Here is a 20,288-nt window from a genome sequence, read left to right on the forward strand (position 1 = left end):
CTTCAAGGGGCCATGACGGTCTTTGACGGGGTTGTGAGACACGGGCTCGTGAATTCACCTGCCCGGGTTAAGCAACTACCTTGTCAATGTCACAAGCAGACATACGCAGTCATCAAAAGGGATTACCGAGATGTCGAACACCGCAAAAACCCTGGTTATCGCAAGCGCTGTCGCAGCAGCCGTATCGGGCGCCGCCACAACCGCCTCTGCACAAGCCAAAGAGAAATGCTATGGCGTTTCGCTGGCCGGTCAGAACGACTGTGCCGCAGGTCCCGGCACAACCTGCGCGGGCACATCGACCGTTGATTATCAGGGCAACGCCTGGACCCTGGTCGACGCAGGCACCTGTGCCGATATCGAACTGCCGGACAACCGCAAAGGCTCGCTCGAGCCGCTGGATCGCGACCTGCCGGCATAGGGTCGACCCAACGAACTCATGGGGCGGGCATGATCGCCCGCCCCTTTTCTTCGTGATCAAGGAACTGCCAGATGTTGGATGATGCTCTGAGGTCGAACCGTTTGCCCGCCGCGCCCGGTGTCGGTTACAAACCGCAGCATTTCACGCAGATTCTTGAGCATGCAAAACCCGTTGCATGGCTGGAAATTCACGCCGAGAACTACATGGGCGATGGCGGCAGGCCTTTGGCGCAGCTGCGCCACCTTTCGGAAACATTCCCGATTTCCGTCCACGGTGTTGGCCTCTCGATTGGTGGCGAAACGCCGTTGGACCCCGATCACCTGGCCCGCCTGAAACATCTGGTGGGCTGGTTGAACCCTGCCAGTTTTTCCGAACATCTGGCTTGGTCGACCCATGACAGCCACTTTCTGAACGACCTGCTGCCCTTGCCCTATACCGACACGACACTGGCGCGGGTTTGTGATCATATCGATCAGGTGCAAGAGGTGGTCGGGCGGCAAATGCTGCTGGAAAACCCATCGAGCTATCTGGCGTTCGAGGAAAGCACGTGGTCCGAACCTGATTTTCTGCGCGAAGTTGCGCGTCGCACTGGCTGTGGCCTGTTGCTGGACGTAAACAACGTCTTCGTCTCGGCCACCAATCTGCACTATGCGCCGCAAGGCTATATCGACGACTACCCGCTGGCTTTGGTTAAGGAAATCCACCTTGGCGGACATGACGAAGACGAAGACGATCATGGCCAACCCTTGCTGATCGACAGCCACGGGCGTGAAGTTGTCGACCCGGTCTGGAGCCTGCTGGACTACGTGCTGGCAAAGTCCGGTCCCAAACCCGTCCTGATCGAATGGGACACGGATATCCCTGAGTGGCCGATCCTGCGGGCCGAGGCTGACCGCGCGCAAGCAGCGTTGGACAGGGTCCCGGCATGAGCGTTTCGCAAACCGATTTCCACGCGGCGTTGCTGGATGCCAGGCGCCCTGTTCCTGACGGGTTGCTGGATGCCGAGGCCCAGCCTGCCGGGCGACGTTTCAGTGTCTACCGCAACAACGTGGCCGTTTCGCTGACCGAAGCGCTGCATCAGGCATTCCCGGTCATTGCCAAGCTTTTGGGGCCGCAGAACATGGACGGGTTGGCCGGGATTTTTCTGCGTCAACACCCGCCGTCCTCACCCCTGATGATGTTTTACGGGGAAGAATTCCCTGCGTTTTTGGCCGGCATGGAGCAGCTGTCTCATTTGGGTTATCTGCCGGATGTTGCACGGCTGGAGTTAGCGCTGCGCCGCGCCTACCACGCTGCTGATGAGACCCCGATCAGCCCCGATCAACTGGCCATCGCGCCCGAGGACCTGATGCAGGCGAAACTGACGCTTGCGCCTGCGGTCCAAATCATCTCTTCGGACTGGCCGATCCACTCGATCTGGCAATTCAACACGCAACCCGACGCCCCCAAACCGCAGGCCGGTGCGCAGGATGTTCTGGTTGCGCGGCCCGAATTCGATCCGGCGGCCGATCTTCTACCTGCCGGAGGTGCTGTCTGGATCGGGTTGATCCAGCAGGGGCACACCATTGGGGCCGCGTTCGAAGCCACCTTGACCGATTCACCCGAATTTGACCTTGGACCCACTCTGGCGCTGCTTTTGCAAGGCAGTGCAATAACTTCCGTGACTATCGAAAGGCAGGAGACATGACCGCTCTGATCTCTTTACACAACAACACTCTGGGAAAACTAGAACTGACCTCGGGGTGGCTGACACCGACACTGGCCCGTCTGGTCTTTGCGGCAACCCTGCTGATCTATTATTGGAATTCCGCCACTACAAAGCTCGGCAGCGGGATCTTTGGCTTCCTGTTTCCTTCGGATGGCGCTTATGTACAGATTTTCCCCAAGGCGATGGAGGCTGTCAGCTATGACAGTTCGCAGCTTGGCGTATTTCACTGGGCCATCGCGGTTGCGGGAACATGGGCAGAGTTTTTGCTTCCCGCGCTGCTGCTTGTTGGGCTGTTCTCACGCCTTGCCGCACTGGGCATGATCGGCTTTATCTGGGTGCAGACAATTGTCGACGTCGCCGGCCATGGTGCGCAGTTGGGCAATTTTTTCACTGCCGCGCCCAATATTCTGGATCAGCGGACGATGTGGACATTCCTCATGCTTGTCATTGTGATCAATGGCGCAGGTCCGCTTTCACTTGACCGCATCCTGCGCGTGAAATGACCTAGAAATGTGCCTTGGGCTCGTCCGGTTTTCCTGCGGCCAGCCCAAGCACCCCGGCCACACCGGCAAAGGCGATTGGGAACATGGTAAAGACACCGAAGCCGAAGGCATAATACATGCCCGCCGCCGAGATGAGCAGCAGCACCCCGGCAACCAGAGCGCGCGCATGCGCCATCGCCCCACCAACAAGCGCCAGCAAGGGGGCCAGAATTGATGCAGTTTGAACCAGTTCAGGGTTGGTAACCTGTTCGGCAATGCCATCGATTTCACCGAAACGATCGATGAACTCGACAAAACCATAGCCGAAAAAACCGACGATCATTCCGACCAGCCCGGCGATGACGCCCAATATCATGGCTGCGTTACGCATTCATTCTTCTCCGAAGTTGCGGGCGTTACATATGTAGTCCGTCAGGCAACGCCAAGGCTCTTGCGCGTTTCTTCCGTCCAACCCAGATGCAACTGGCCTTCCGTTTCGATCAACGGGCGCTTCATCAGAGTCGGATGGTTGGCCAACAACTCGGGAACCGGGCGCGCACGCGTCTGCTCATCCAATCCTCGCCAGGTCGTTGAACGGGTATTGAGCAAAGCCTTGCCGAAATCGTCGAGCGCCCGCGCCATCACTTCGGCGGGTACGCCCTGCGCCCGAACGTCAACGAATTCAGCATTCGGAAGTCTTTTCAATGCCTTGCGGCAAGTATCGCAGGTTTTCAACCCGTAAAGGCGCATGGTGGAGAAGCTCCTATAGTTTCTAAAAATTGGGCAAAAACTTTATCTTAGCCCGGTTGTTCTTGATTTTTTACTTCACCGTGCAATGTTGAAAAAGGTGAAACACGCAATTCGGGCCGTCTCGTTTGGGCGAAACAGTGATGTGTTGCGGTCGCGCCAACCACAGCCCCGCCAATTTGCGGGCGAACGTGAAAGAAGAAGGAGACACGGGAAATGCCAACTGGCACCGTGAAATGGTTTAATACCACCAAAGGCTATGGGTTTATCGCCCCCGATGAAGGCGGCAAAGACGTGTTTGTTCATATCTCAGCCGTTGAACGCTCGGGCCTCACCGGGCTCGCAGACAACCAGAAAGTTTCGTACGAATTGCAGGACGGACGCGACGGACGTCAAATGGCAGCTGATTTGAAGCCATTGTAACTGCTTATCCGTCATTGGCGGAGTATTTCAACGAAGGTTAACGGCCAGATTTCGGCCGTTGGCCATCGCCGTATTGTTATCCCCGTGCGGGATCTTTGGGGGTATGGGTAGACCAGTCGTCCCCCATCGCTACGATGCAGGATGTGCCTGTTGCATAGGTCACAACCATGGTCCAGCCCCCGGATCGGTTGGTCCAGATCTCCATGATCTGTTCCGGACCACGTACGCCCGTAGCTGCGCGTTGCGATCCGAACTGGCGCGTCAACTTGTCATGCAAAGCCTCCGTCGGCTCGCAAATCACCTCGGCAATCGGCGACTTTGCCTGCGCTGGCTGGGCCAGTGTCACAGCTAGGCCAATTGCAAGGGTGCGCAAAGGGTTGGTCATGACCCTGTTGTAACAGACTCATGACAAAGCGTATAGACAAATGATATGCGCGATCAGGTCTCGCGGATCACCGCTTCAAACTCGCGCCACTCGCGCGCGGTCATCCCAGAGTTTTCCTGCGTGACGTTTTCTCCGCCCAGCATCCGCCGCAAACAGCTCACCATCTGCGCAGACAGATTCACCGCGCCAAGTCGGTAGTCTTCGAAGGCGCGGTAGGCAAATGGCACCCAGTCGGCTGCAATTTTGCACATGGTGTCGGCGTAAACACGGATCTCATACTGCGCATGCGGGTCTGCACGTAGACGCAGGAAGTGGAACAGATTGTGCAGGTCGACCTTCCAATACCACTGCGTGTAGATATTTGCCGGCAAGTTCATCCGCGCCAGTTCACGCGCCAAACCTTGCTGTCCGTCCTGCCCGATCATGGCCTCGTAATTGTCATAACACCGCGCGCTGTCCGCCTTGAGGATTTCCAGAACGCGCGCGGCCTCTTCCCCTTGCAAGGTATCCCCGCGCCCCTGATTGTTCACCTCGGATTGCGCGGCGACGTGTTCGGGGGCCGGGATATAGAATTCGCGGTCGAGGATGGAATACCGAGCGGAATATTCGTTCACATTGGCGGTGCGGTGTCGAATCCACTGCCGCGCCACGAAGACCGGTAGTTTGACGTGGAGTTTGATTTCGCACATTTCGAACGGCGTTGAATGCCAGTGCCGCATGAGGTAACGGATCAGACCCTCGTCATTCTGGACCGATTTCGTACCCTTACCATAGGACACCCGCGCCGCCTGACAGATTGCTGCGTCGTCGCCCATGTAGTCAATCACACGGACAAACCCATGATCCAGAACCTGGTGCGCGGTGTACAGGTGGTCTTCCATACCTTGGGCGACAACCCGGCGCGTCGGAGTTGTCGACGTGCGTTGTTCTTCGATTTCGGCCAATTGGTCGGACGACAGCGGCATGAAATGGTCCTTTCCAGAAATGAGTCGCCGACCACTATATATCGGCAACTTGCTCACCGGAACCGCAGGATGTGCTGTGATTTGTGTTATTTCGGATTTGTGTCTACCCGACCTCTCGACAGTTCGAGACTGCGCGCTAAGCTGCTGGAAATAACAACCAGCATAAGGAAAGCCACAATGGGGCTGAGATATCTTCACACCATGGTCCGCGTCAAGGACCTGGAAAAGTCGATGGCGTTCTACAAACTGCTCGGGCTTGAGGAAACGCGCCGTTACGAGAGCGAATCCGGCCGGTTCACATTGGTCTTCTTGACCCCGCCCGGCCAAAAGGACGCACCGATCGAATTGACGTATAATTGGGATGGCGATGACGCGCTGCCCAGCGACAGCCGCCATTTCGGACATCTGGCGTATGGCGTCGACGACATTTATGAAGTCTGCCAGCACCTTCAGGACAATGGCGTCGTGATCAATCGCCCCCCTCGGGACGGGCGCATGGCCTTTGTCCGCTCACCCGACAATGTATCGATCGAACTGCTGCAAAATGGTGACGCGCTGCAACCGGCGGAGCCTTGGGCCAGTATGGGCAATACCGGCACCTGGTAAGCAATCCTTTTGGGGTTGGCCGGTTCGGCCAATCCCGCCTCAGTAGATATATCTGATTTGGTCGGTCCAATACCGCTCGACGCGCCGCAGTGAACTTGTGATATCCTCGATCCCTTCGGGACCCAGCACACCTCGGCTTTGCAGACCATCTGCGTGGCGCGCGAACAAATCGGCGACGATATCACGGATTTCCCGGCCTCTCGGCGTCAGGCGGACACGGACCGAGCGTCTGTCGATCTCGCACCTCTGGTGGTGCATATAGCCCATTTCGACAAGTTTCTTGAGGTTATAGCTGACATTGCTGCCCTGATAGTATCCACGGCTTTTCAGTTCGCCAGCGGTTACCTCGTGATCGCCGATATTGAACAAAAGCAGCGCCTGAACGGCGTTGATCTCAAGAACGCCGACCCGTTCGAACTCATCCTTGATGACGTCCAGAAGCAGCCGGTGCAAGCGCTCGACAAGGGCGAGCGCCTCAAGATAGCTGCCCATGAAACCCTTATTGCCCGGCGCCGAGACCTGCATTTCCATACTCATCCGACCCTCCAATTCAGTCGTCCTGTTTCAGGCAGGATGAGTGGAATTCCCCAAAATTCGGTTAAGCGTATTTTTCGTTATTTTTGAAAGGTCTGCGCGATATCTGCAATTAGGTCGGCAAATGGACCCGGTGCAGCAACCTGCTCCGTCACCCATTGATAGAGGTCCTGATCGTTTTCGTGTAACAGCGCGTCAAAGACATCCAGCCCACTCGCATCCATCGCGTCCAGATTGCGATCTGCATAAGCCGACAGGATCAGGTCCATTTCTTTGATGCCGCGTCGCATCGCACGCATTTTCATACGTTTGATGCGAATATCTCTGGGTTCTGTCACGCGGATTGGTCCAGCATCAGGCGCAGCTTTTTCTCAAGGCGGGCAGCGCGTTCGGCAGTCGAGCGCATCTCGCCGCGGATCGAACGCAGTTCCGCTGCAAGGCTGGCCAGTTCCGGGGCTTCCTCGGCCCCATCAAAGGGGCCTTCCATCCCCTCGCCTTCACCCGTCAACAGCCACATGATCGAGACATTGACCATGCCGGCCAGCATCGACAGACGGTTCGCGCGTGGTTCGGACAGGTCGTTTTCCCAGCCGGCAATTGTGGATTTCTTGACGCCAAGACGCCGCGCCAGGTCGGATTGGGTCATTCCAGCCGCCTCGCGCGCACCGGCCAGCCGGTCTCCGAAGGTTGCTGCATCAGGTCCGAACCAGTCGTTCTCGTCGCTCATCAAAGTCTCCGAATCCATTCTCTCTTTGGCTTGATCGTCATTCGGGCGCACCCTATGACAGTCAGGCTGAACATACAAACCGAGGCCACCCATGAGTTTCCTGTCTGCGACATTGTCACGCGTAAAACCCTCGCCCACGATTGCGATGACGGCAAAGGCGGCTGAATTGAAGGCCGCCGGGCGCGATGTGATCGGCCTCAGCGCGGGTGAACCGGATTTCGACACGCCGCAGAACATCAAGGATGCGGCGGTTGCCGCGATTGCCGCAGGCAAGACCAAATATACCGCACCCGATGGCATCCCCGAGTTGAAACAAGCCGCCTGCGCCAAGATGAAGCGCGATCATGGGCTGGACTATACGCCCGCTCAGATTTCGGTGGGCACCGGTGGCAAGCAGACGCTATATAACGCGCTGATGGCCACCATGAACGACGGCGACGAGGTGGTAATCCCCGCGCCCTATTGGGTGAGCTATCCGGATATGGTTCTGCTGGCTGGCGGCACCCCGGTGGTGGTCGAAACCAAGCTGGAGAACAGCTTTAAACTGACCCCGGAACAGCTCGAAGCGGCGATCACGCCGAAAACCAAATGGTTCATCTTCAATTCGCCCTCGAACCCCACCGGAGCTGGGTACAGCCGCGAAGAACTGAAGGAACTGACCGACGTTCTGATGCGCCACCCCCAAGTTTGGATCATGTCGGACGACATGTACGAACATCTGGCCTATGACGGGTTCGAGTTCTGCACCCCAGCCGAGGTTGAACCAGGCCTTTATGACCGCACGCTGACCTGCAACGGCGTCTCCAAGGCCTATGCCATGACCGGCTGGCGGATCGGATACGCGGCGGGACCGGTTGAGATCATTGCTGCCATGCGTAAGATCCAGTCGCAGTCGACCTCGAACCCCTGTTCGGTCAGTCAATGGGCGGCAGTCGAAGCGCTGAACGGAACCCAGGCGTTTCTGGCGCCGAATAATGAGACGTTCAAACGACGGCGCAACCTTGTGGTCGAAATGCTGAATGCCATCAATGGCATCACCTGCCCAACACCCGAAGGCGCGTTTTATGTCTACCCCTCGATCGCCGGTCTGATTGGCAAGACCACGCCTGCGGGTACTGTCATCGAAAACGACGAAGCTTTTGCCACCGCGTTGCTGGAAGAGGCCGACGTCGCCGTAGTCTTTGGCGCTGCTTTCGGGTTGTCACCGAATTTCCGCGTCAGCTATGCAACCTCGGACGAGGCGTTGACCGAGGCCTGCACCCGCATACAGCGTTTCTGCGCGGCGTTAACCTGATCGGAAGGAAGGGACAATGTCCGCAGAGTTGCCCGAGTATTATTTCCGTGTGCGCGAAAACGGTGCGGTCGTGTTCAGGATCGACACCGAAAACCGCCACCGGCGGATCGAAATGGATCAGATCGCGGTCATCAACATTCGCAATGGCGAAGTCAAACCGCACGGTCAACGCACGCTGTCAGAAGCGGATAAGGCCGAGATCGATCGCTGGATAGACGAGCGCAAGACATTGCTGGCGCAGCGTGACATCGACGACATACACCGCGCCGTCGATTATCTGAACCTGACAACGCAATGGGCGCAATCGAAGGCCACGCCGGATCAGCTGGAAGACGTTACCGACCGCCTGCTGATGGCGATGCATGATCTAAGGTCGGTTCTGGTTCGAAAGAAAGCGGACCGCATGCGCGAGGGCTGACCGGGTTCACTCGGCCGGCACACCAACCGTGCGCACGGATCGCATCCAGAACCGTGCCATCAGCATCACTGAGGCACAGGCCAACCCAAGCACAAGCCCCAGCCAGATTCCGATCCCCTCCATGCCCTGCACGAAGCCAAAATAGTACGAGGCCGGAATCCCGATCGCCCAGTAACTGAGGGCCGCCATGATCATCGGAATCTTGGCGTCCTGGAGCCCACGCAACAGACCCAGCGCAATGACCTGCGCGCCATCAACCAACTGGAACAGCGCCGCCATCGCCAGCAACCCGGACCCGATGGCCAGAACCTGCGCCCGCTGCGGGTTGTCAGATTGCATGAACAGGGAAATCAGCGGCTCAGGGAAGACCAAAAACAGTGTGATCGTCACGAAGGAAATGATCAGTGACATGGCGGTCACCGCGATCGCACCTTTTTCAAGATGCGCCCGATCGCGTCTGCCCAGCGCGTTGCCCGCCCGGATCGTCGCCGCGTTGGACAGGCCCAGATGCACCATGAATGCGGCCGAAGCGAGGTTCAGCGCGATGCCGTGCGCCGCCAAGGGCTCTTTCCCGATCCAGCCCATCATGAACGCCGAGGTCGCAAATAAGGAAACTTCGGCCAACAAGGTCAGACCGATGGGAACGCCAAGCTTCAGAACGCTGCTGAACATCTCCCAATCGGGACGCCAAAAGCGTTGAAACAAGCTGTGTTCGGGCAGCGCGCGTATCGCGTAGAACACGACGCAGATCAGCGAAACGAACTGTGTCGCCAGCGACGCGATGGCCGCGCCCATGACGCCCAGTTCCGGCGCGCCCCAGTTGCCGAAGATGAAGGCATAGTTCGTCACGGCATTCACCAGCGCCGCCGCGACCGTGATCCACAGAACGATCTGCGTCCGCTCGAGTGCTGCGAGATAAGACTTCAGAACCATGACCAGCAACGCAGGAAAAAGCCCCCACCCTGCCACGCGCAGATACTGCGAGGCCGTTTGTGCGACGTCCGGCTCTTGCTGTAACGCGATCAGAATAGGATGGGACCACCACAGCAACGGCATCATCACCGATGCGTAGATCAGCGACAGCCACAATCCCATACGGGTAGATCTGCGGATGCTGGTTTCGTTCTCTTCAGCGGCGGCAGTAGCGACCATCGGCATAACGGCCAAACCGAAACCCGCGCCAAACAGAAACAACACAAAGTAGTAGCTGTTGGCCAACGTCACAGCCGCCAACGCTTCGACACCGTACCAGCCCAGCATGACCGTATCGGTCAGGCCGATCGCGAACTGCGCCAGATGCCCGCCGACCAACGGCAGGCCCAGCACGGCAATGGCGCGAAAATGGGCGGGATATGTCATCGTCTTGATCATCGCCCCAGCCTTATTCTCGGCAAGGGCGCGGGACAAGAGCGGATCAAGTGAATTTCAAATTGAGACTCACTTTTTTGTTGGCTGACCGACGTGCTGACCAGCAGCTCGCGTTGCGTAGCGTGCTTTCATACTAATCCGAGCGCGCCTCGGGATGCAGAGCAGTTCCTAGAATGTGGTCCGATCGGTGAATGACATGGTGCGCCTGACCTACGATCAGAGGATCGGGTTCACCAACGATTGCTTCATCCTTGCCGGGATAATCGAGCGTCGACAGAAAATGGCGCATACAATTCAGGCGCGCGCGCTTTTTGTCATTCGATTTCACGATCGTCCAAGGCGCGTCGGCGGTGTCGGTATAAAAGAACATCGCTTCTTTCGCTTCGGTATAGTCCTCCCACTTGTCAAGGCTGGCCTTGTCGATGGGTGAGAGCTTCCACTGTTTCAGCGGATCGGTCTCGCGGCTTGTGAACCGGCGTTGCTGCTCAGGCTGGGTGACGGAAAACCAATATTTGTAAAGCTGGATACCGGACCGCACGAGCATACGTTCAAGCTCGGGCGTCTGGCGCATGAATTCCAGATACTCATTCGGCGTACAGAACCCCATAACACGCTCGACACCCGCGCGGTTGTACCAGGACCGGTCGTAGAACACCATTTCCCCGACCGTTGGCAACTCTTGCACATAGCGCTGATAGTACCATTGCCCCTTTTCTTCCCAGGTAGGCTTGTTCAATGCGACAACGCGTGCCTGACGGGGGTTCAGATGCTCCATGAATCGCTTGATCGTGCCGCCTTTACCCGCCGCGTCACGCCCTTCGAACAGCAACACGAACCGCTGGCCGGTCTCTTGCGCCCACAGCTGAACCTTGAGGAGTTCGGCCTGCAAATTGGCCTTTTGCGCCTCATAATCCTTACGCCCCATCTTGCGGTCATAGGGGTATTTTCCGCTTTCGAAGGCGAGTCGGATCTTTTCGGGACTGGGCGATGGCACCTCGGCCGAGACCGGCGCTGCGAAATTGATCCGGGATGGGGCTTCTGTGGTGTTGGGCGCTGCATCCATGCGTTCATTCTCCTCGGGGTTGCCTTTGCGCCGAACTTTAACAGCCCCCTCGAATGCCCACCTTGATTGGTGTCAAATTGACTTATCTTTACACCCCCAAAATACCCCCCAAAACCCCACCCTTCATCTTTTCAAAAATACTCCGGGGTGCGCGAGGGGCTGGCCCCTAGCTTACTCCCTCACCGATGTCCCCAATCATCAGGATTATCCGAATTGTTGGGCGAAAGCCCCAACACATCCCCTTCGGTTGAACACCCCAATCCCAAAACGGTGCGGTTGGCATAGGAGAAATAGGCGCAAACCTGATTGATCTCCAAAACCTCGCCATCATCCCAACCTGCATCTCGCAGAGCAACGATATCCGCCTCTGTCAATTCCGCCGGAGCTTCGGTCAGAACTTGCGCATACCGCATCGCGGCAACCTGCGCGTTGTCCAGAGGCGCGTCTTCAAGGCGTCTGGCCTCGATCGCTGCGCGGATCGCGTCCCCTCGTTCTGCGTCGTTCAGCAAGCGCTGCAAGCCACTGAAATGATGCTCGACGCAATAGCCACAGCGGTTCAGCGAGCTGACCCAAACCCCAAGAACTTCGAGAAACCATTTCGGAATTTTGTTCGCCGAATGGTGCAGCACAGCCTTGTACATCGCCATGTGCCCTTCCATCGAATGGGGCCGAAGGCTGTGCGCCATCATGATGTTGTCAACGTTGTTTCCGGGGCCTGTCACCCGCTCATAGAGTTTTTTCAGCTTCCCCGTTGCATGTTCGAATGGAATCGTAGCTATCCAGCTCATCTGTGCCTCTCCTATTGGTCCGATGTTGCACGCTTTCGATTTCCGACTTTGCAAACCGAACCCAAACCGTTAGCCCTGTCCTGGCCTTAGCGGTAATTTGTCAGATACCTGCGATACATCAACACTCAATTTTCGAATCGGCCCGACCCTGTGCGCCTATTGTTTTTCGTCTTCATCTTCTCCGCGTGCGGCACACTTGCTGCCTTACTGAATCTGTTGTCAGCTGATTGGCTGTTGCTGTCGGTGCCCTGTGCGCTGGCAAGTGCCCTGATCCTGTTCCAAACATGGCTGCGCAATGTCAGGCAGCCAAAGAACTGGGCGATCATCGACGGATCGAACGTGATGCGCTGGAACGGCGGCACCCCGAATATCGACACCGTTTCCGAAGTCATCTCGACCTTGACCCAAGCTGGGCTTACGCCCGGCGTGGTGTTCGACGCCAACGCAAGGTACAAGCTCTCGGGGCACTACATGAAGGACAGCGCTTTGGCTTCCCACCTCGGACTGCCAATAAGCCGGGTTCTGGTGGCACCCAAGGGCACTCCGGCAGACCCGTTGGTATTGCAGGCCGCAAAGGACCTTGGCGCTGCCATCGTCACCAATGACCGGTTCTGCGATTGGGCTGAAGACTATTCTGATGTACTGGCTACCAAGAAACCGATACGCGGCGGGTAACGTAAAGGCGAGCTTTGGTTGTCGCTCTGACGCGGCTGACAAAAGCACACAACACCTCGCGCCCCTCTTCCCCCGGACCACATCACCTGCCATAATGGGGGAAACTCAAAAACAAGAGCAGCACCCATGCCCGACGATCTGTTGACGCCAGAAGCGACCAATACCTATGACGCCTCGTCCATCGAGGTGCTTGAAGGGCTGGAGCCTGTCCGCAAACGCCCCGGCATGTATATCGGCGGCACGGATGAGCGCGCTTTGCACCATATGGTCGCCGAAATCCTCGACAACTCGATGGACGAAGCGGTTGCGGGCCACGCCAACCGGATCGAGGTTGAGCTGCATGCCGACTACGCCCTGACCGTGCGCGACAACGGGCGCGGCATCCCCATCGACCCACACCCCAAGTTCCCCGACAAATCGGCGCTTGAGGTCATCTTGTGCACCTTGCATGCGGGTGGCAAATTCTCGGGCAAGGCCTACCAGACCTCGGGCGGTCTGCATGGCGTCGGCGCCTCGGTGGTCAACGCTCTGTCGGATTCGATGGTGGTGCAGGTGGCACGCGACAAGCAGCTGTTCGAACAACGGTTTTCGCGCGGTGTCCCGCTGGGTCCTGTCGAAAAAGTCGGCGCCGCCCCCAACCGGCGCGGCACGACGGTGACCTTCCATGCGGATGCCGACATCTTCGGCCACCACAAGTTCAAACCCGCCCGCCTGTTCAAATCCATCCGCTCCAAGGCCTACCTTTTCTCGGGCGTCGAAATCCGCTGGAAATCTGCCATCGACGACGGCGAAACCCCGACCGAAGCCAGCTTCCACTTCCCCGGCGGCCTGTCCGATTACCTGAAAGAGACGATGAACGGCTCCTCCACTTATGCCGAGCAGCCATTTGCTGGCACAGTGGATTTTCAGGAAAAGTTCAACACCCCCGGCAAGGTCGAATGGGCGATCAATTGGACGCCTTCGCGCGACGGGTTCATCCAGTCCTACTGTAACACCGTTCCCACCCCCGAAGGCGGCACCCACGTCGCGGGCTTCTGGGCCGCGATCCTCAAAGGGATCAAGGCGTATGGAGAGCTGATCAACAACAAGAAAGCAGGCCAAATCACCCGCGATGACCTGATCACCGGCGGTTGCGCGCTGGTCAGCTGTTTCATCCGCGAACCGGAATTCGTGGGCCAGACCAAAGACCGTCTCGCCACGGTCGAGGCACAGCGGCTGGTCGAAAACTCGGTCCGCGACCATTTCGACAACTGGCTTGCCGCGGATACGAAATCCGCCGGGGCGATCCTCGACTTCCTCATTCTGAGGGCCGAAGAACGTCTGCGCCGACGGGCCGAGAAGGAAACACAACGCAAGTCCGCCACTAAGAAACTTCGTCTTCCCGGCAAGCTGGTGGACTGTTCAAGTTCAACACGGGACGGAACCGAATTATTCATCGTCGAGGGTGACTCGGCAGGCGGTTCCGCCAAAATGGGCCGCGACCGCAAAACACAGGCCCTGCTGCCCCTGCGCGGCAAAATCCTGAACGTGCTGGGTGCGGCCAGTTCGAAACTGGGCACCAATGCCGAGATCAACGACCTGACCCAAGCGCTGGGTGTAGGCCTTGGCACCAAATTCAACGTCGATGACCTGCGCTATGACAAGATCATCATCATGACCGACGCGGATGTGGACGGGGCGCATATCGCATCCTTGCTGATGACGTTCTTCTTCACCCAGATGCGGCCGATGATCGACGCGGGCCACCTGTATCTGGCCTGCCCGCCCCTCTACCGCCTGACCCAAGGCGCCAAACGCGTCTATTGTCTGGATGAGGCCGAGCGCGACGAATGGCTGGAAAAGGGTCTGGGCGGCAAAGGCAAAATCGACGTGTCCCGCTTCAAAGGTCTGGGCGAGATGGACGCCAAAGACCTGAAAGAAACCACAATGGACCCGGCATCCCGCAAGCTGATCCGCGTTACAATTGATGAAGACGAACCCGGCGAGACCGGCGATCTGGTCGAGCGCCTGATGGGCAAAAAACCCGAACTGCGGTTCCAGTACATTCAGGAGAACGCGCGGTTTGTGGAGGAGTTGGATGTTTGAGTTCATAGTAAGTATTTGATATTTAATAAAACACCCAGATAACAATGTCTCGCCACTTTGGATTCTAAATGGGTTTTCGAAGGTGCTTCTGCGAAATATCGTATTCAGCCTAGGCGCTATTCTGTTTAGCCTTTCGGGCCAAACATCTGGAGCGCAGTCGGATCCCGAAACCGTAGCACTGTGCGCTGAACTTAAACGCCTCGGCGGAAACGTTGAATCTTTGGCAAACAAACTGGCGGACTCTATTCACTATAACCATTTTTGTGATGACGGGGGCGAATGTTACAGCCCTGCATCAAAGCGCATCGATGACTATAGCTTGTTAATAGTAGCCCCAACCGGCGTTGATGTAGGAAAACCGCTAACAAATAGTATTTTGTCGTCGCTCTCGAAACTCAATGAGGTCACCGAGAAACACGCCCAATTGAAAACGCCTGAAACGTTAGATTTTTTGGCGCTGGTATTTGTGGACGAAGCGGATTCGACAGGCGAACATAACGCTACAATTGAAAACATAATCGCCCCCGAAAACTTGGAATTTTCCGAGACACGCAGGAAGATATTCTCAAACTGGCTGGAAAGTAACCTTATTTGCAATGAGATAACCACAGAATACGATATCGGTGCGATCCAGGACGCGCAGATTTGGTTAAAACTGGGGTATTCTGATGAGAATACATTTTCCTGCGTAGAAGCCGCTATGATGAAATCTATGGGCCTTAAGAAGCTCGAAGATGCCAGATATAACAAAGGTGACTTTGGAAACTCATGGCTTGACGCGAACTCGTTAGGTTTAACCGTTCTGTATTCGGACCTCGTGAAACCGGGTCAATCTCGTGCGCAAACTAAGTTGAGACTAAAGGACGTTGTTGAGAACAGTTGCCAATAAATAGGTCTGACTTGAGCAAGCGTAGGATGGGTGTTTACACCCACTAAATTCCTCACAGCAAGATGGGTGTAAACACCCATCCTACATCACCACAATCCACGCACCCGCCCATGGGGGGCGGGTCGGGCACGTGCTTGATGCTTTGCATCAAGCATTGGGTTGAATATCTGCAAGCCTAAATCAGAAACTAAGAGCCAATTGTCCCAAAACCAAGAGTACAGCAAATACCGCTGCACAAAGGTAAACACGTCGAAGAGTTTCGGTGATACTCATCCGGCTCGACCAAACATCCCCGCGCTTTTGGCGTTCGAAAACGAGAGTTCGCACTAAATCCAACTTGGCCGGGTCCGCAAAATAGAAGCCAGACGCCCCCCACCGTAGCCCTGCCATCAACAGAAAGACGATTGATAATCCGAAAGCTACCAGCAGAACAATCAGCATGGGGTCACCCTACTCCGATCCTCAACCCACCTTCTCATCCAACCACTCCGCAATCTGCCCCGCTGGCCCCTCCCACCCTGGCTCCATGAACAGAAAATGCGCGTGGTTTTCGACGGGCAGAAACGTCGCGCGGTCTCCGTAGAGCTTCGACAGCGCGCGGCAGGTGTTGGGGTTCACGGCCCTATCCTCGGTACCGGAAACGATCAAAACCGGGCAATCGACCTGATCGATATCGACCTTCATCGCGTGGTGATCGTCGAACATCCAAAAGAACATCTCGAACATTACCCGACCACTTTCGGGACCAAGCTGGTCGAACACCTCATGCTGCTGCGCCTCGGGCATCTTGTTCAGCGCGAAGGGGGCCATCAGGTCGAAATCGACGCGCATGGGCTGTTTCCAGAACGCCCCACCCTCCATCAACGCACGGGGCACGGCGCGTTCGTCGTCGGTTTCAGGCAGCGTCCCCCAAGGCGCGTTCGGGTTGATCAGGACAATGGCGCTGGTCAAGCCACGAGAGGCGACTTGCTGCGCCACAACGCCCGCGATGGCGTGGCCCAGCAGCACCGGCTTGCTGTCCAGCCCTCGCACGAAGGCGGCAATGTCGTCGGCGTAATCCATCACACTGGTATCGGTCAGGCCCGGATCAGGCTCGGCCTTTGGGTCGCCGCCATGATAGCGCAGCGCGGGTGTGTGCACCGTCCAGCCCCGGTCGCGAAAGAAACTCGCGTAATCTTCCATACACCACGGTCCGGCAAACGCGCCGTGGATCAGCACAATCTCTTTGGTCATGAAATGCTCTCTCTCCCTATCAGTTACCGCCAATATGAGAGACCAAGACGCCGGTCGGCAAGGGCTTAGCAGCGCGGTGACGGGTCCAGCGCGCGGGAACAGCTGACAACAACTGCCTGTGAGGAGTGTTGCCAGCGATGAAGCAGGACGTAAACTCGGCCCCATGACATTTATCGCGGAAAATCAACTGCCCCTGCTGATCCTGTTCTTTCTGGCCGGGCTGGTGGGCACTGCCTTTCTGTTTCGCAAACCCGCGGGGCACCGGGCGTGGAAGCTGGCAGATCTGGTCTGGGTCGTTCTGGGCGGGATCGGTGCGCTGGTTGCGGTTCTGGCCGGGCTTTATACCTCGGACAGTTCCCGGCTGGACCGGCAGATTGACGTGGCTTATGCCGCAACGCTGGCCTTCGACCGTGATGCGGCGCGGTTCCGTCTGCGCTTTTGTGACCCGGCCTATGATCCGGACACCGCCGTACTGTGCGACAAGGTCGAGTTTCTGTCGGCATCAACCGCCAGCAATGCTGATCTGCCGCTGTTCATCGCTGTCACAAACGAAGTCGCCCCTCTGCAGGGGCTTCAGTTCCTGTTCGGGCGCCAGTCCCGCGACGACAAGGAAGAGGCGCGCGGGATGGCGGCCAAGGCCGATGCTTTCGACATAGAGCAGTTTCTCGTTTTCACCTCGCTGGACGACGCGACCCAAGCCGCTATCGACAACATGCGGCGGAAAGTGCCCGCTATCGCTGGCGACTATCTGATTTTGGCACAAAGCTATGACGATCTGATCGAACAGGTCGGCAAGCTGAAGGACGAGTGGGAATACCTGCAGGCCAATGCGCATATTCTGGTGCTGCAGATCATCGCGCTGTGCCTCGTCAGCTTCGCCGCCCCTTTCCGTCTGGGCAAATCCGTGGTCGAGCTGCGCTCGACGCTCAGCGCCGGTACGCCTGCGCCAACCGTTCAGGATCTACACCCAGATAATACAGCGCCAGAGTCCACAGATTCCGCGCCCCCCGGCGCAACCAGCCCTGACGCGCATAACGCGCCGCACTCGTGATGGCATCGACTGAAAGGACCGACGCACGCGGCAGAGCGCGGATCAGGGCGACATCCTCCATCAGCGGTTGATCCGGGTACCCGCCAGCGTCGGTATAGAGCTGCTGTCGGACCAGCAATCCCTGATCCCCGTAGGGCAAACCAAACAGGCGACTGCGCAGATTGGCCCATCCGGCCACCCAGGTCGGACCGAAACCAGTGGCGCGAAACCGCAGCCGAAAGACTGCCGGACGTCCTGTCTGAAGATGATCCCGGACTATCTCGGCCCAACCTGGCTGCAGTTCGGTATCGGCATGCAGGATCAGCAGCCATTCCCCATTGGCGGTCGCGCAACCACGTCGCAACTGGCCACCGCGTGAGGCCGGACCGGAAACGAGCTTGGCCCCAGCTTCATCCGCAATCTCCAATGTCAGATCATCGGACCCGCCATCGCTGACAATCAGTTCGCGTATGAGACCGGCATGCAACCCCTCCATCAGCGCCGGCAGCGTGCGGGGCAGTTCTGCAGCGGCGTTCAAAGTGGGAATCACAATGCTGATCGGCGCGGACACGAACGAAACCCTCTGGTCATGGCGGTGCGAACCCCTATATCACGGGGCCAAGACAAATGATAAGGACCAACCCATGCCCAATCGCCGCATCTTGCGCCTGACCGGGGCGGATACCGAAAGCTTTCTGCAGGGGCTTGTGACCAATGATGTGGACCGGTTGAAGGACGGGCTGGTCTATGCCGCCCTGCTGACCCCGCAGGGCAAGTACCTGGCAGATTTCTTTCTACTTCGCGATGGTGAAGCGATCCTGCTGGACGTCGCAGAGGACCTGGCCGATGGGCTGGTCAAACGCCTTAGCATGTACAAGCTGCGCGCGGATGTCGCGATCGAAGGCACCGATCTGAACCTTCAACGCGGCACCGGGCCTGCGCCGTCAGGTGCCCTGCCCGATCCGCGTCACCCGCAACTGGGTTGGCGGGCCTATTCCACCGACGCTGAACGTGATGACGGCACCGATTGGAACGCGATCCGAGTGCTTCATTGCATCCCGGAAACCGGCATCGAACTGACGCCTGACAGCTATATCCTCGAGTCGGGATTCGAAAAACTGAACGGTCTCGACTTCAAGAAAGGCTGCTATGTTGGGCAAGAGGTCACCGCTCGGATGAAGCATAAAACCGAGCTGCGCAAAGGGCTTCGTCAGGTCGAAATCGAAGGCGACGCCCCGGTCGGATCCGAAATCACCGCCAACGGGAAACCTGCGGGCACCCTGTTCACCCGGGCCGGAGACCGCGCGATTGCGTACCTGAGGTTCGACCGTGCAACCGGAGACATGCAGGCTGGCGAAGCGGTTGTGCGTCTGCTGCCCTGAACGCGGATAATCGCGAAGGCGGCGCAACGGTTCCATCTTTGACCCGGCCGCAACGCGCGGTATCACTTAGGTCAGGTAACCGATTGGATTCTTACGCATGCTTCGCCTCTATACAGCGATATGGCGCGCCAGCGCCGGTCGTCAGATCATCCTTATCCTTCTGTCCATCGCAATCGCAGCACTGGCCGCCGTCCCACTGGAATTCCAGCGCGATATCATCAACCATCTGACCACAAAGGAAATCGAGGCCGAACGGTTGATGCTGTTGGGCGCTGGAATGATGGCCGTCATTCTACTGAGCCTCGTATTGAAGTGGGTCCTGGGCTTTCGCGCCGGAACGCTGGGAGAAGACCTGATCCGCATGATCCGCCAACGCTTGCTGGTCCGGGCAGTGGATGTCGGCGAAGACGGCGAGAACATCCGCAAAGGCACGATGACCACAGCAATCTCGGCCGAGGCTGAGGAGTTGGGTAAATTCGCCGGTGGCGCTTTTTCCGACCCGGTTGTCCAGATCGGAACCCTGGTCAGTGTGATCAGCTATATATCCTCGACCCAACCGGGGCTTGGGGCGATCGCCTTTTCCATGATCCTGCCGCAGATCATCATCGTGCTGATCTCGCAGCGAAAGGTAAACACCTTCGTCGCCGAGCGTGTTCGCATTCTGCGCAATGCCACCGATGAAATGACGCTAGAGGACGTCCAGCAAGTGTCCAAGGACATCGAGGCTCAGTTCGATGAGATTTTCGAGACCCGCCGCAAGATGTTTCTGTGGAAACTCTCTGCCAAATTCCTGCTGAGCGTCATCAACGGTGCCGGAACCGTTGGCGTTCTCATGCTGGGTGGTTGGCTGGTTTTGCAGGGAAAAACCGACGTCGGCACCGTGGTCGCGGCCACTAGCGGCCTGAGCCGTATCCAGGGCCCAACGTCGTTCCTGATCGCCTTTTACCGACAGGTCAGCGCCAATCGGATCAAATACGACCTGATGCTGGAATTGTTCGGCCCCCACCCCGAGCGTTACCGGAAACTGAAGCGCCAGCCATAAAAAAGGGCCGCATTTGCGGCCCATTT

The 20,288-nt window shown here is 57.6% G+C and carries 25 protein-coding genes and 1 pseudogene; 14 read left to right on the forward strand and 12 right to left on the reverse strand.

What is annotated here, in order from left to right; genetic code table 11:
- The first annotated feature begins 130 nt into the window (after positions 1–130).
- The 4 genes from ACR0JA_RS04780 (at position 131) to ACR0JA_RS04795 (ending at position 2,629) form a co-directional block, all read left to right on the forward strand.
- Positions 131–418, forward strand: a complete 288-nt coding sequence (locus ACR0JA_RS04780; RefSeq protein ID WP_039531480.1) for a BufA1 family periplasmic bufferin-type metallophore — start codon at positions 131–133, stop codon at positions 416–418.
- Positions 419–489: 71 nt separating this feature from the next.
- Positions 490–1,347, forward strand: coding sequence for an MNIO family bufferin maturase (bufB, locus tag ACR0JA_RS04785; protein WP_480570693.1), 858 nt, complete (start codon positions 490–492; stop codon positions 1,345–1,347).
- Positions 1,344–2,105: an HvfC/BufC N-terminal domain-containing protein gene (locus tag ACR0JA_RS04790; RefSeq protein ID WP_480570696.1), complete on the forward strand. Its 762-nt coding sequence runs from the start codon at positions 1,344–1,346 to the stop codon at positions 2,103–2,105. Before bufB ends, ACR0JA_RS04790 begins: the two co-directional genes overlap by 4 nt.
- Positions 2,102–2,629: a hypothetical protein gene (locus tag ACR0JA_RS04795; RefSeq protein ID WP_480570699.1), complete on the forward strand. Its 528-nt coding sequence runs from the start codon at positions 2,102–2,104 to the stop codon at positions 2,627–2,629. Before ACR0JA_RS04790 ends, ACR0JA_RS04795 begins: the two co-directional genes overlap by 4 nt.
- A gap of 1 nt (position 2,630) precedes the next feature.
- On the opposite strand, the gene ACR0JA_RS04800 is transcribed toward ACR0JA_RS04795, so the two are convergent.
- Together ACR0JA_RS04800 and ACR0JA_RS04805 are read right to left on the reverse strand one after the other, a co-directional pair.
- On the reverse strand, positions 2,631–2,999 hold the full coding sequence (locus ACR0JA_RS04800; RefSeq protein WP_480570702.1) for a hypothetical protein: 369 nt from the start codon (positions 2,997–2,999) through the stop codon (positions 2,631–2,633).
- A gap of 41 nt (positions 3,000–3,040) precedes the next feature.
- Positions 3,041–3,358, reverse strand: coding sequence for an ArsC/Spx/MgsR family protein (locus tag ACR0JA_RS04805; RefSeq protein WP_480570705.1), 318 nt, complete (start codon positions 3,356–3,358; stop codon positions 3,041–3,043).
- 213 nt (positions 3,359–3,571) lie between these two features.
- Here ACR0JA_RS04805 and ACR0JA_RS04810 point away from each other — a divergent pair, with 213 nt between their 5' ends.
- Positions 3,572–3,778, forward strand: coding sequence for a cold-shock protein (locus ACR0JA_RS04810; RefSeq protein ID WP_008758035.1), 207 nt, complete (start codon positions 3,572–3,574; stop codon positions 3,776–3,778).
- A gap of 76 nt (positions 3,779–3,854) precedes the next feature.
- On the opposite strand, the gene ACR0JA_RS04815 is transcribed toward ACR0JA_RS04810, so the two are convergent.
- Positions 3,855–4,163 (reverse strand): hypothetical protein, encoded by a 309-nt coding sequence (locus ACR0JA_RS04815; RefSeq protein ID WP_480570708.1) that lies wholly within the window; start codon positions 4,161–4,163, stop codon positions 3,855–3,857.
- A gap of 53 nt (positions 4,164–4,216) precedes the next feature.
- A complete protein-coding gene (thyX, locus tag ACR0JA_RS04820; protein ID WP_480570711.1) occupies positions 4,217–5,128 on the reverse strand; it encodes an FAD-dependent thymidylate synthase in 912 nt (303 codons plus the stop codon).
- Positions 5,129–5,305: 177 nt separating this feature from the next.
- Here thyX and ACR0JA_RS04825 point away from each other — a divergent pair, with 177 nt between their 5' ends.
- Positions 5,306–5,734, forward strand: a complete 429-nt coding sequence (locus ACR0JA_RS04825) for a VOC family protein (RefSeq protein ID WP_480570714.1) — start codon at positions 5,306–5,308, stop codon at positions 5,732–5,734.
- 39 nt (positions 5,735–5,773) lie between these two features.
- On the opposite strand, the gene ACR0JA_RS04830 is transcribed toward ACR0JA_RS04825, so the two are convergent.
- The 3 genes from ACR0JA_RS04830 to ACR0JA_RS04840 all read right to left on the reverse strand — a co-directional run bounded on the left by ACR0JA_RS04830 (position 5,774) and on the right by ACR0JA_RS04840 (position 6,995).
- Positions 5,774–6,271, reverse strand: a complete 498-nt coding sequence (locus ACR0JA_RS04830) for a MarR family winged helix-turn-helix transcriptional regulator (protein ID WP_480570716.1) — start codon at positions 6,269–6,271, stop codon at positions 5,774–5,776.
- 77 nt (positions 6,272–6,348) lie between these two features.
- Positions 6,349–6,606: an FAD assembly factor SdhE gene (locus ACR0JA_RS04835; RefSeq protein ID WP_480570719.1), complete on the reverse strand. Its 258-nt coding sequence runs from the start codon at positions 6,604–6,606 to the stop codon at positions 6,349–6,351.
- Positions 6,603–6,995 carry a helix-turn-helix domain-containing protein gene (locus tag ACR0JA_RS04840; RefSeq protein ID WP_480570722.1) on the reverse strand — a complete coding sequence of 131 codons (393 nt, stop codon included), beginning with the start codon at positions 6,993–6,995 and terminating at the stop codon, positions 6,603–6,605. The genes ACR0JA_RS04835 and ACR0JA_RS04840 overlap by 4 nt, the downstream gene beginning before the upstream one ends.
- Before the next feature lie 91 nt (positions 6,996–7,086).
- Here ACR0JA_RS04840 and ACR0JA_RS04845 point away from each other — a divergent pair, with 91 nt between their 5' ends.
- Positions 7,087–8,289, forward strand: coding sequence for a pyridoxal phosphate-dependent aminotransferase (locus tag ACR0JA_RS04845; protein WP_480570725.1), 1,203 nt, complete (start codon positions 7,087–7,089; stop codon positions 8,287–8,289).
- Between the two features lie 16 nt (positions 8,290–8,305).
- A complete protein-coding gene (locus tag ACR0JA_RS04850) occupies positions 8,306–8,707 on the forward strand; it encodes a hypothetical protein (protein ID WP_480570728.1) in 402 nt (133 codons plus the stop codon).
- A 6-nt stretch (positions 8,708–8,713) separates the two neighbouring features.
- On the opposite strand, the gene ACR0JA_RS04855 is transcribed toward ACR0JA_RS04850, so the two are convergent.
- The 3 genes from ACR0JA_RS04855 to ACR0JA_RS04865 form a co-directional block, all read right to left on the reverse strand.
- A complete protein-coding gene (locus tag ACR0JA_RS04855) occupies positions 8,714–10,066 on the reverse strand; it encodes an MATE family efflux transporter (protein ID WP_480570731.1) in 1,353 nt (450 codons plus the stop codon).
- 142 nt (positions 10,067–10,208) lie between these two features.
- Positions 10,209–11,138 carry a polyphosphate kinase 2 gene (gene ppk2, locus ACR0JA_RS04860; RefSeq protein WP_480570734.1) on the reverse strand — a complete coding sequence of 310 codons (930 nt, stop codon included), beginning with the start codon at positions 11,136–11,138 and terminating at the stop codon, positions 10,209–10,211.
- 179 nt (positions 11,139–11,317) lie between these two features.
- Positions 11,318–11,926, reverse strand: a complete 609-nt coding sequence (locus ACR0JA_RS04865) for a carboxymuconolactone decarboxylase family protein (RefSeq protein WP_480570737.1) — start codon at positions 11,924–11,926, stop codon at positions 11,318–11,320.
- Positions 11,927–12,142: 216 nt separating this feature from the next.
- Here ACR0JA_RS04865 and ACR0JA_RS04870 point away from each other — a divergent pair, with 216 nt between their 5' ends.
- The 3 genes from ACR0JA_RS04870 (at position 12,143) to ACR0JA_RS04880 (ending at position 15,575) form a co-directional block, all read left to right on the forward strand.
- Positions 12,143–12,601, forward strand: coding sequence for an NYN domain-containing protein (locus ACR0JA_RS04870; RefSeq protein ID WP_480570740.1), 459 nt, complete (start codon positions 12,143–12,145; stop codon positions 12,599–12,601).
- 126 nt (positions 12,602–12,727) lie between these two features.
- The gene (parE, locus tag ACR0JA_RS04875; protein ID WP_480570743.1) at positions 12,728–14,686 is read left to right on the forward strand and encodes a DNA topoisomerase IV subunit B; all 1,959 of its coding nucleotides are present in this window, start codon (positions 12,728–12,730) and stop codon (positions 14,684–14,686) included.
- Positions 14,687–14,768: 82 nt separating this feature from the next.
- Positions 14,769–15,575 carry a hypothetical protein gene (locus ACR0JA_RS04880; RefSeq protein WP_480570746.1) on the forward strand — a complete coding sequence of 269 codons (807 nt, stop codon included), beginning with the start codon at positions 14,769–14,771 and terminating at the stop codon, positions 15,573–15,575.
- A gap of 462 nt (positions 15,576–16,037) precedes the next feature.
- Here the strand turns inward: ACR0JA_RS04880 and ACR0JA_RS04885 are convergent, their stop codons facing one another.
- Entirely contained in the window at positions 16,038–16,808 is a 771-nt protein-coding gene (locus ACR0JA_RS04885; protein WP_480570749.1) for an alpha/beta hydrolase, read from the reverse strand.
- Between the two features lie 163 nt (positions 16,809–16,971).
- On the opposite strand from ACR0JA_RS04885, the pseudogene ACR0JA_RS04890 reads away from it, so the two are divergent.
- A pseudogene (locus tag ACR0JA_RS04890) lies at positions 16,972–17,727 on the forward strand (hypothetical protein); the annotation flags it as partial.
- A gap of 7 nt (positions 17,728–17,734) precedes the next feature.
- Here ACR0JA_RS04890 and ACR0JA_RS04895 read toward each other — a convergent pair.
- Complete coding sequence (locus ACR0JA_RS04895) at positions 17,735–18,409, reverse strand: TIGR04283 family arsenosugar biosynthesis glycosyltransferase (RefSeq protein WP_480570752.1); 675 nt, start codon at positions 18,407–18,409, stop codon at positions 17,735–17,737.
- A gap of 73 nt (positions 18,410–18,482) precedes the next feature.
- On the opposite strand from ACR0JA_RS04895, the gene ygfZ reads away from it, so the two are divergent.
- A complete protein-coding gene (gene ygfZ / locus ACR0JA_RS04900; protein ID WP_480570755.1) occupies positions 18,483–19,220 on the forward strand; it encodes a CAF17-like 4Fe-4S cluster assembly/insertion protein YgfZ in 738 nt (245 codons plus the stop codon).
- A 97-nt stretch (positions 19,221–19,317) separates the two neighbouring features.
- The gene (locus tag ACR0JA_RS04905; RefSeq protein ID WP_480570758.1) at positions 19,318–20,262 is read left to right on the forward strand and encodes an ABC transporter transmembrane domain-containing protein; all 945 of its coding nucleotides are present in this window, start codon (positions 19,318–19,320) and stop codon (positions 20,260–20,262) included.
- Positions 20,263–20,288: the final 26 nt, after the last annotated feature.

Source organism: Ruegeria sp. AM4 (genome assembly GCF_056540665.1).

Coding starts and splice junctions, on each gene's coding strand:
- ACR0JA_RS04780 (WP_039531480.1), top strand. CDS start 131: ATGTCGAACACCGCAAAAACCCTGGTTATCGCAAGCGCTGTCGCAGCA.
- bufB (WP_480570693.1), top strand. CDS start 490: ATGTTGGATGATGCTCTGAGGTCGAACCGTTTGCCCGCCGCGCCCGGT.
- ACR0JA_RS04790 (WP_480570696.1), top strand. CDS start 1,344: ATGAGCGTTTCGCAAACCGATTTCCACGCGGCGTTGCTGGATGCCAGG.
- ACR0JA_RS04795 (WP_480570699.1), top strand. CDS start 2,102: ATGACCGCTCTGATCTCTTTACACAACAACACTCTGGGAAAACTAGAA.
- ACR0JA_RS04800 (WP_480570702.1), bottom strand. CDS start 2,999: ATGCGTAACGCAGCCATGATATTGGGCGTCATCGCCGGGCTGGTCGGA.
- ACR0JA_RS04805 (WP_480570705.1), bottom strand. CDS start 3,358: ATGCGCCTTTACGGGTTGAAAACCTGCGATACTTGCCGCAAGGCATTG.
- ACR0JA_RS04810 (WP_008758035.1), top strand. CDS start 3,572: ATGCCAACTGGCACCGTGAAATGGTTTAATACCACCAAAGGCTATGGG.
- ACR0JA_RS04815 (WP_480570708.1), bottom strand. CDS start 4,163: ATGACCAACCCTTTGCGCACCCTTGCAATTGGCCTAGCTGTGACACTG.
- thyX (WP_480570711.1), bottom strand. CDS start 5,128: ATGCCGCTGTCGTCCGACCAATTGGCCGAAATCGAAGAACAACGCACG.
- ACR0JA_RS04825 (WP_480570714.1), top strand. CDS start 5,306: ATGGGGCTGAGATATCTTCACACCATGGTCCGCGTCAAGGACCTGGAA.
- ACR0JA_RS04830 (WP_480570716.1), bottom strand. CDS start 6,271: ATGAGTATGGAAATGCAGGTCTCGGCGCCGGGCAATAAGGGTTTCATG.
- ACR0JA_RS04840 (WP_480570722.1), bottom strand. CDS start 6,995: ATGAGCGACGAGAACGACTGGTTCGGACCTGATGCAGCAACCTTCGGA.
- ACR0JA_RS04845 (WP_480570725.1), top strand. CDS start 7,087: ATGAGTTTCCTGTCTGCGACATTGTCACGCGTAAAACCCTCGCCCACG.
- ACR0JA_RS04850 (WP_480570728.1), top strand. CDS start 8,306: ATGTCCGCAGAGTTGCCCGAGTATTATTTCCGTGTGCGCGAAAACGGT.
- ACR0JA_RS04855 (WP_480570731.1), bottom strand. CDS start 10,066: ATGACATATCCCGCCCATTTTCGCGCCATTGCCGTGCTGGGCCTGCCG.
- ppk2 (WP_480570734.1), bottom strand. CDS start 11,138: ATGGATGCAGCGCCCAACACCACAGAAGCCCCATCCCGGATCAATTTC.
- ACR0JA_RS04865 (WP_480570737.1), bottom strand. CDS start 11,926: ATGAGCTGGATAGCTACGATTCCATTCGAACATGCAACGGGGAAGCTG.
- parE (WP_480570743.1), top strand. CDS start 12,728: ATGCCCGACGATCTGTTGACGCCAGAAGCGACCAATACCTATGACGCC.
- ACR0JA_RS04885 (WP_480570749.1), bottom strand. CDS start 16,808: ATGACCAAAGAGATTGTGCTGATCCACGGCGCGTTTGCCGGACCGTGG.
- ygfZ (WP_480570755.1), top strand. CDS start 18,483: ATGCCCAATCGCCGCATCTTGCGCCTGACCGGGGCGGATACCGAAAGC.
- ACR0JA_RS04905 (WP_480570758.1), top strand. CDS start 19,318: ATGCTTCGCCTCTATACAGCGATATGGCGCGCCAGCGCCGGTCGTCAG.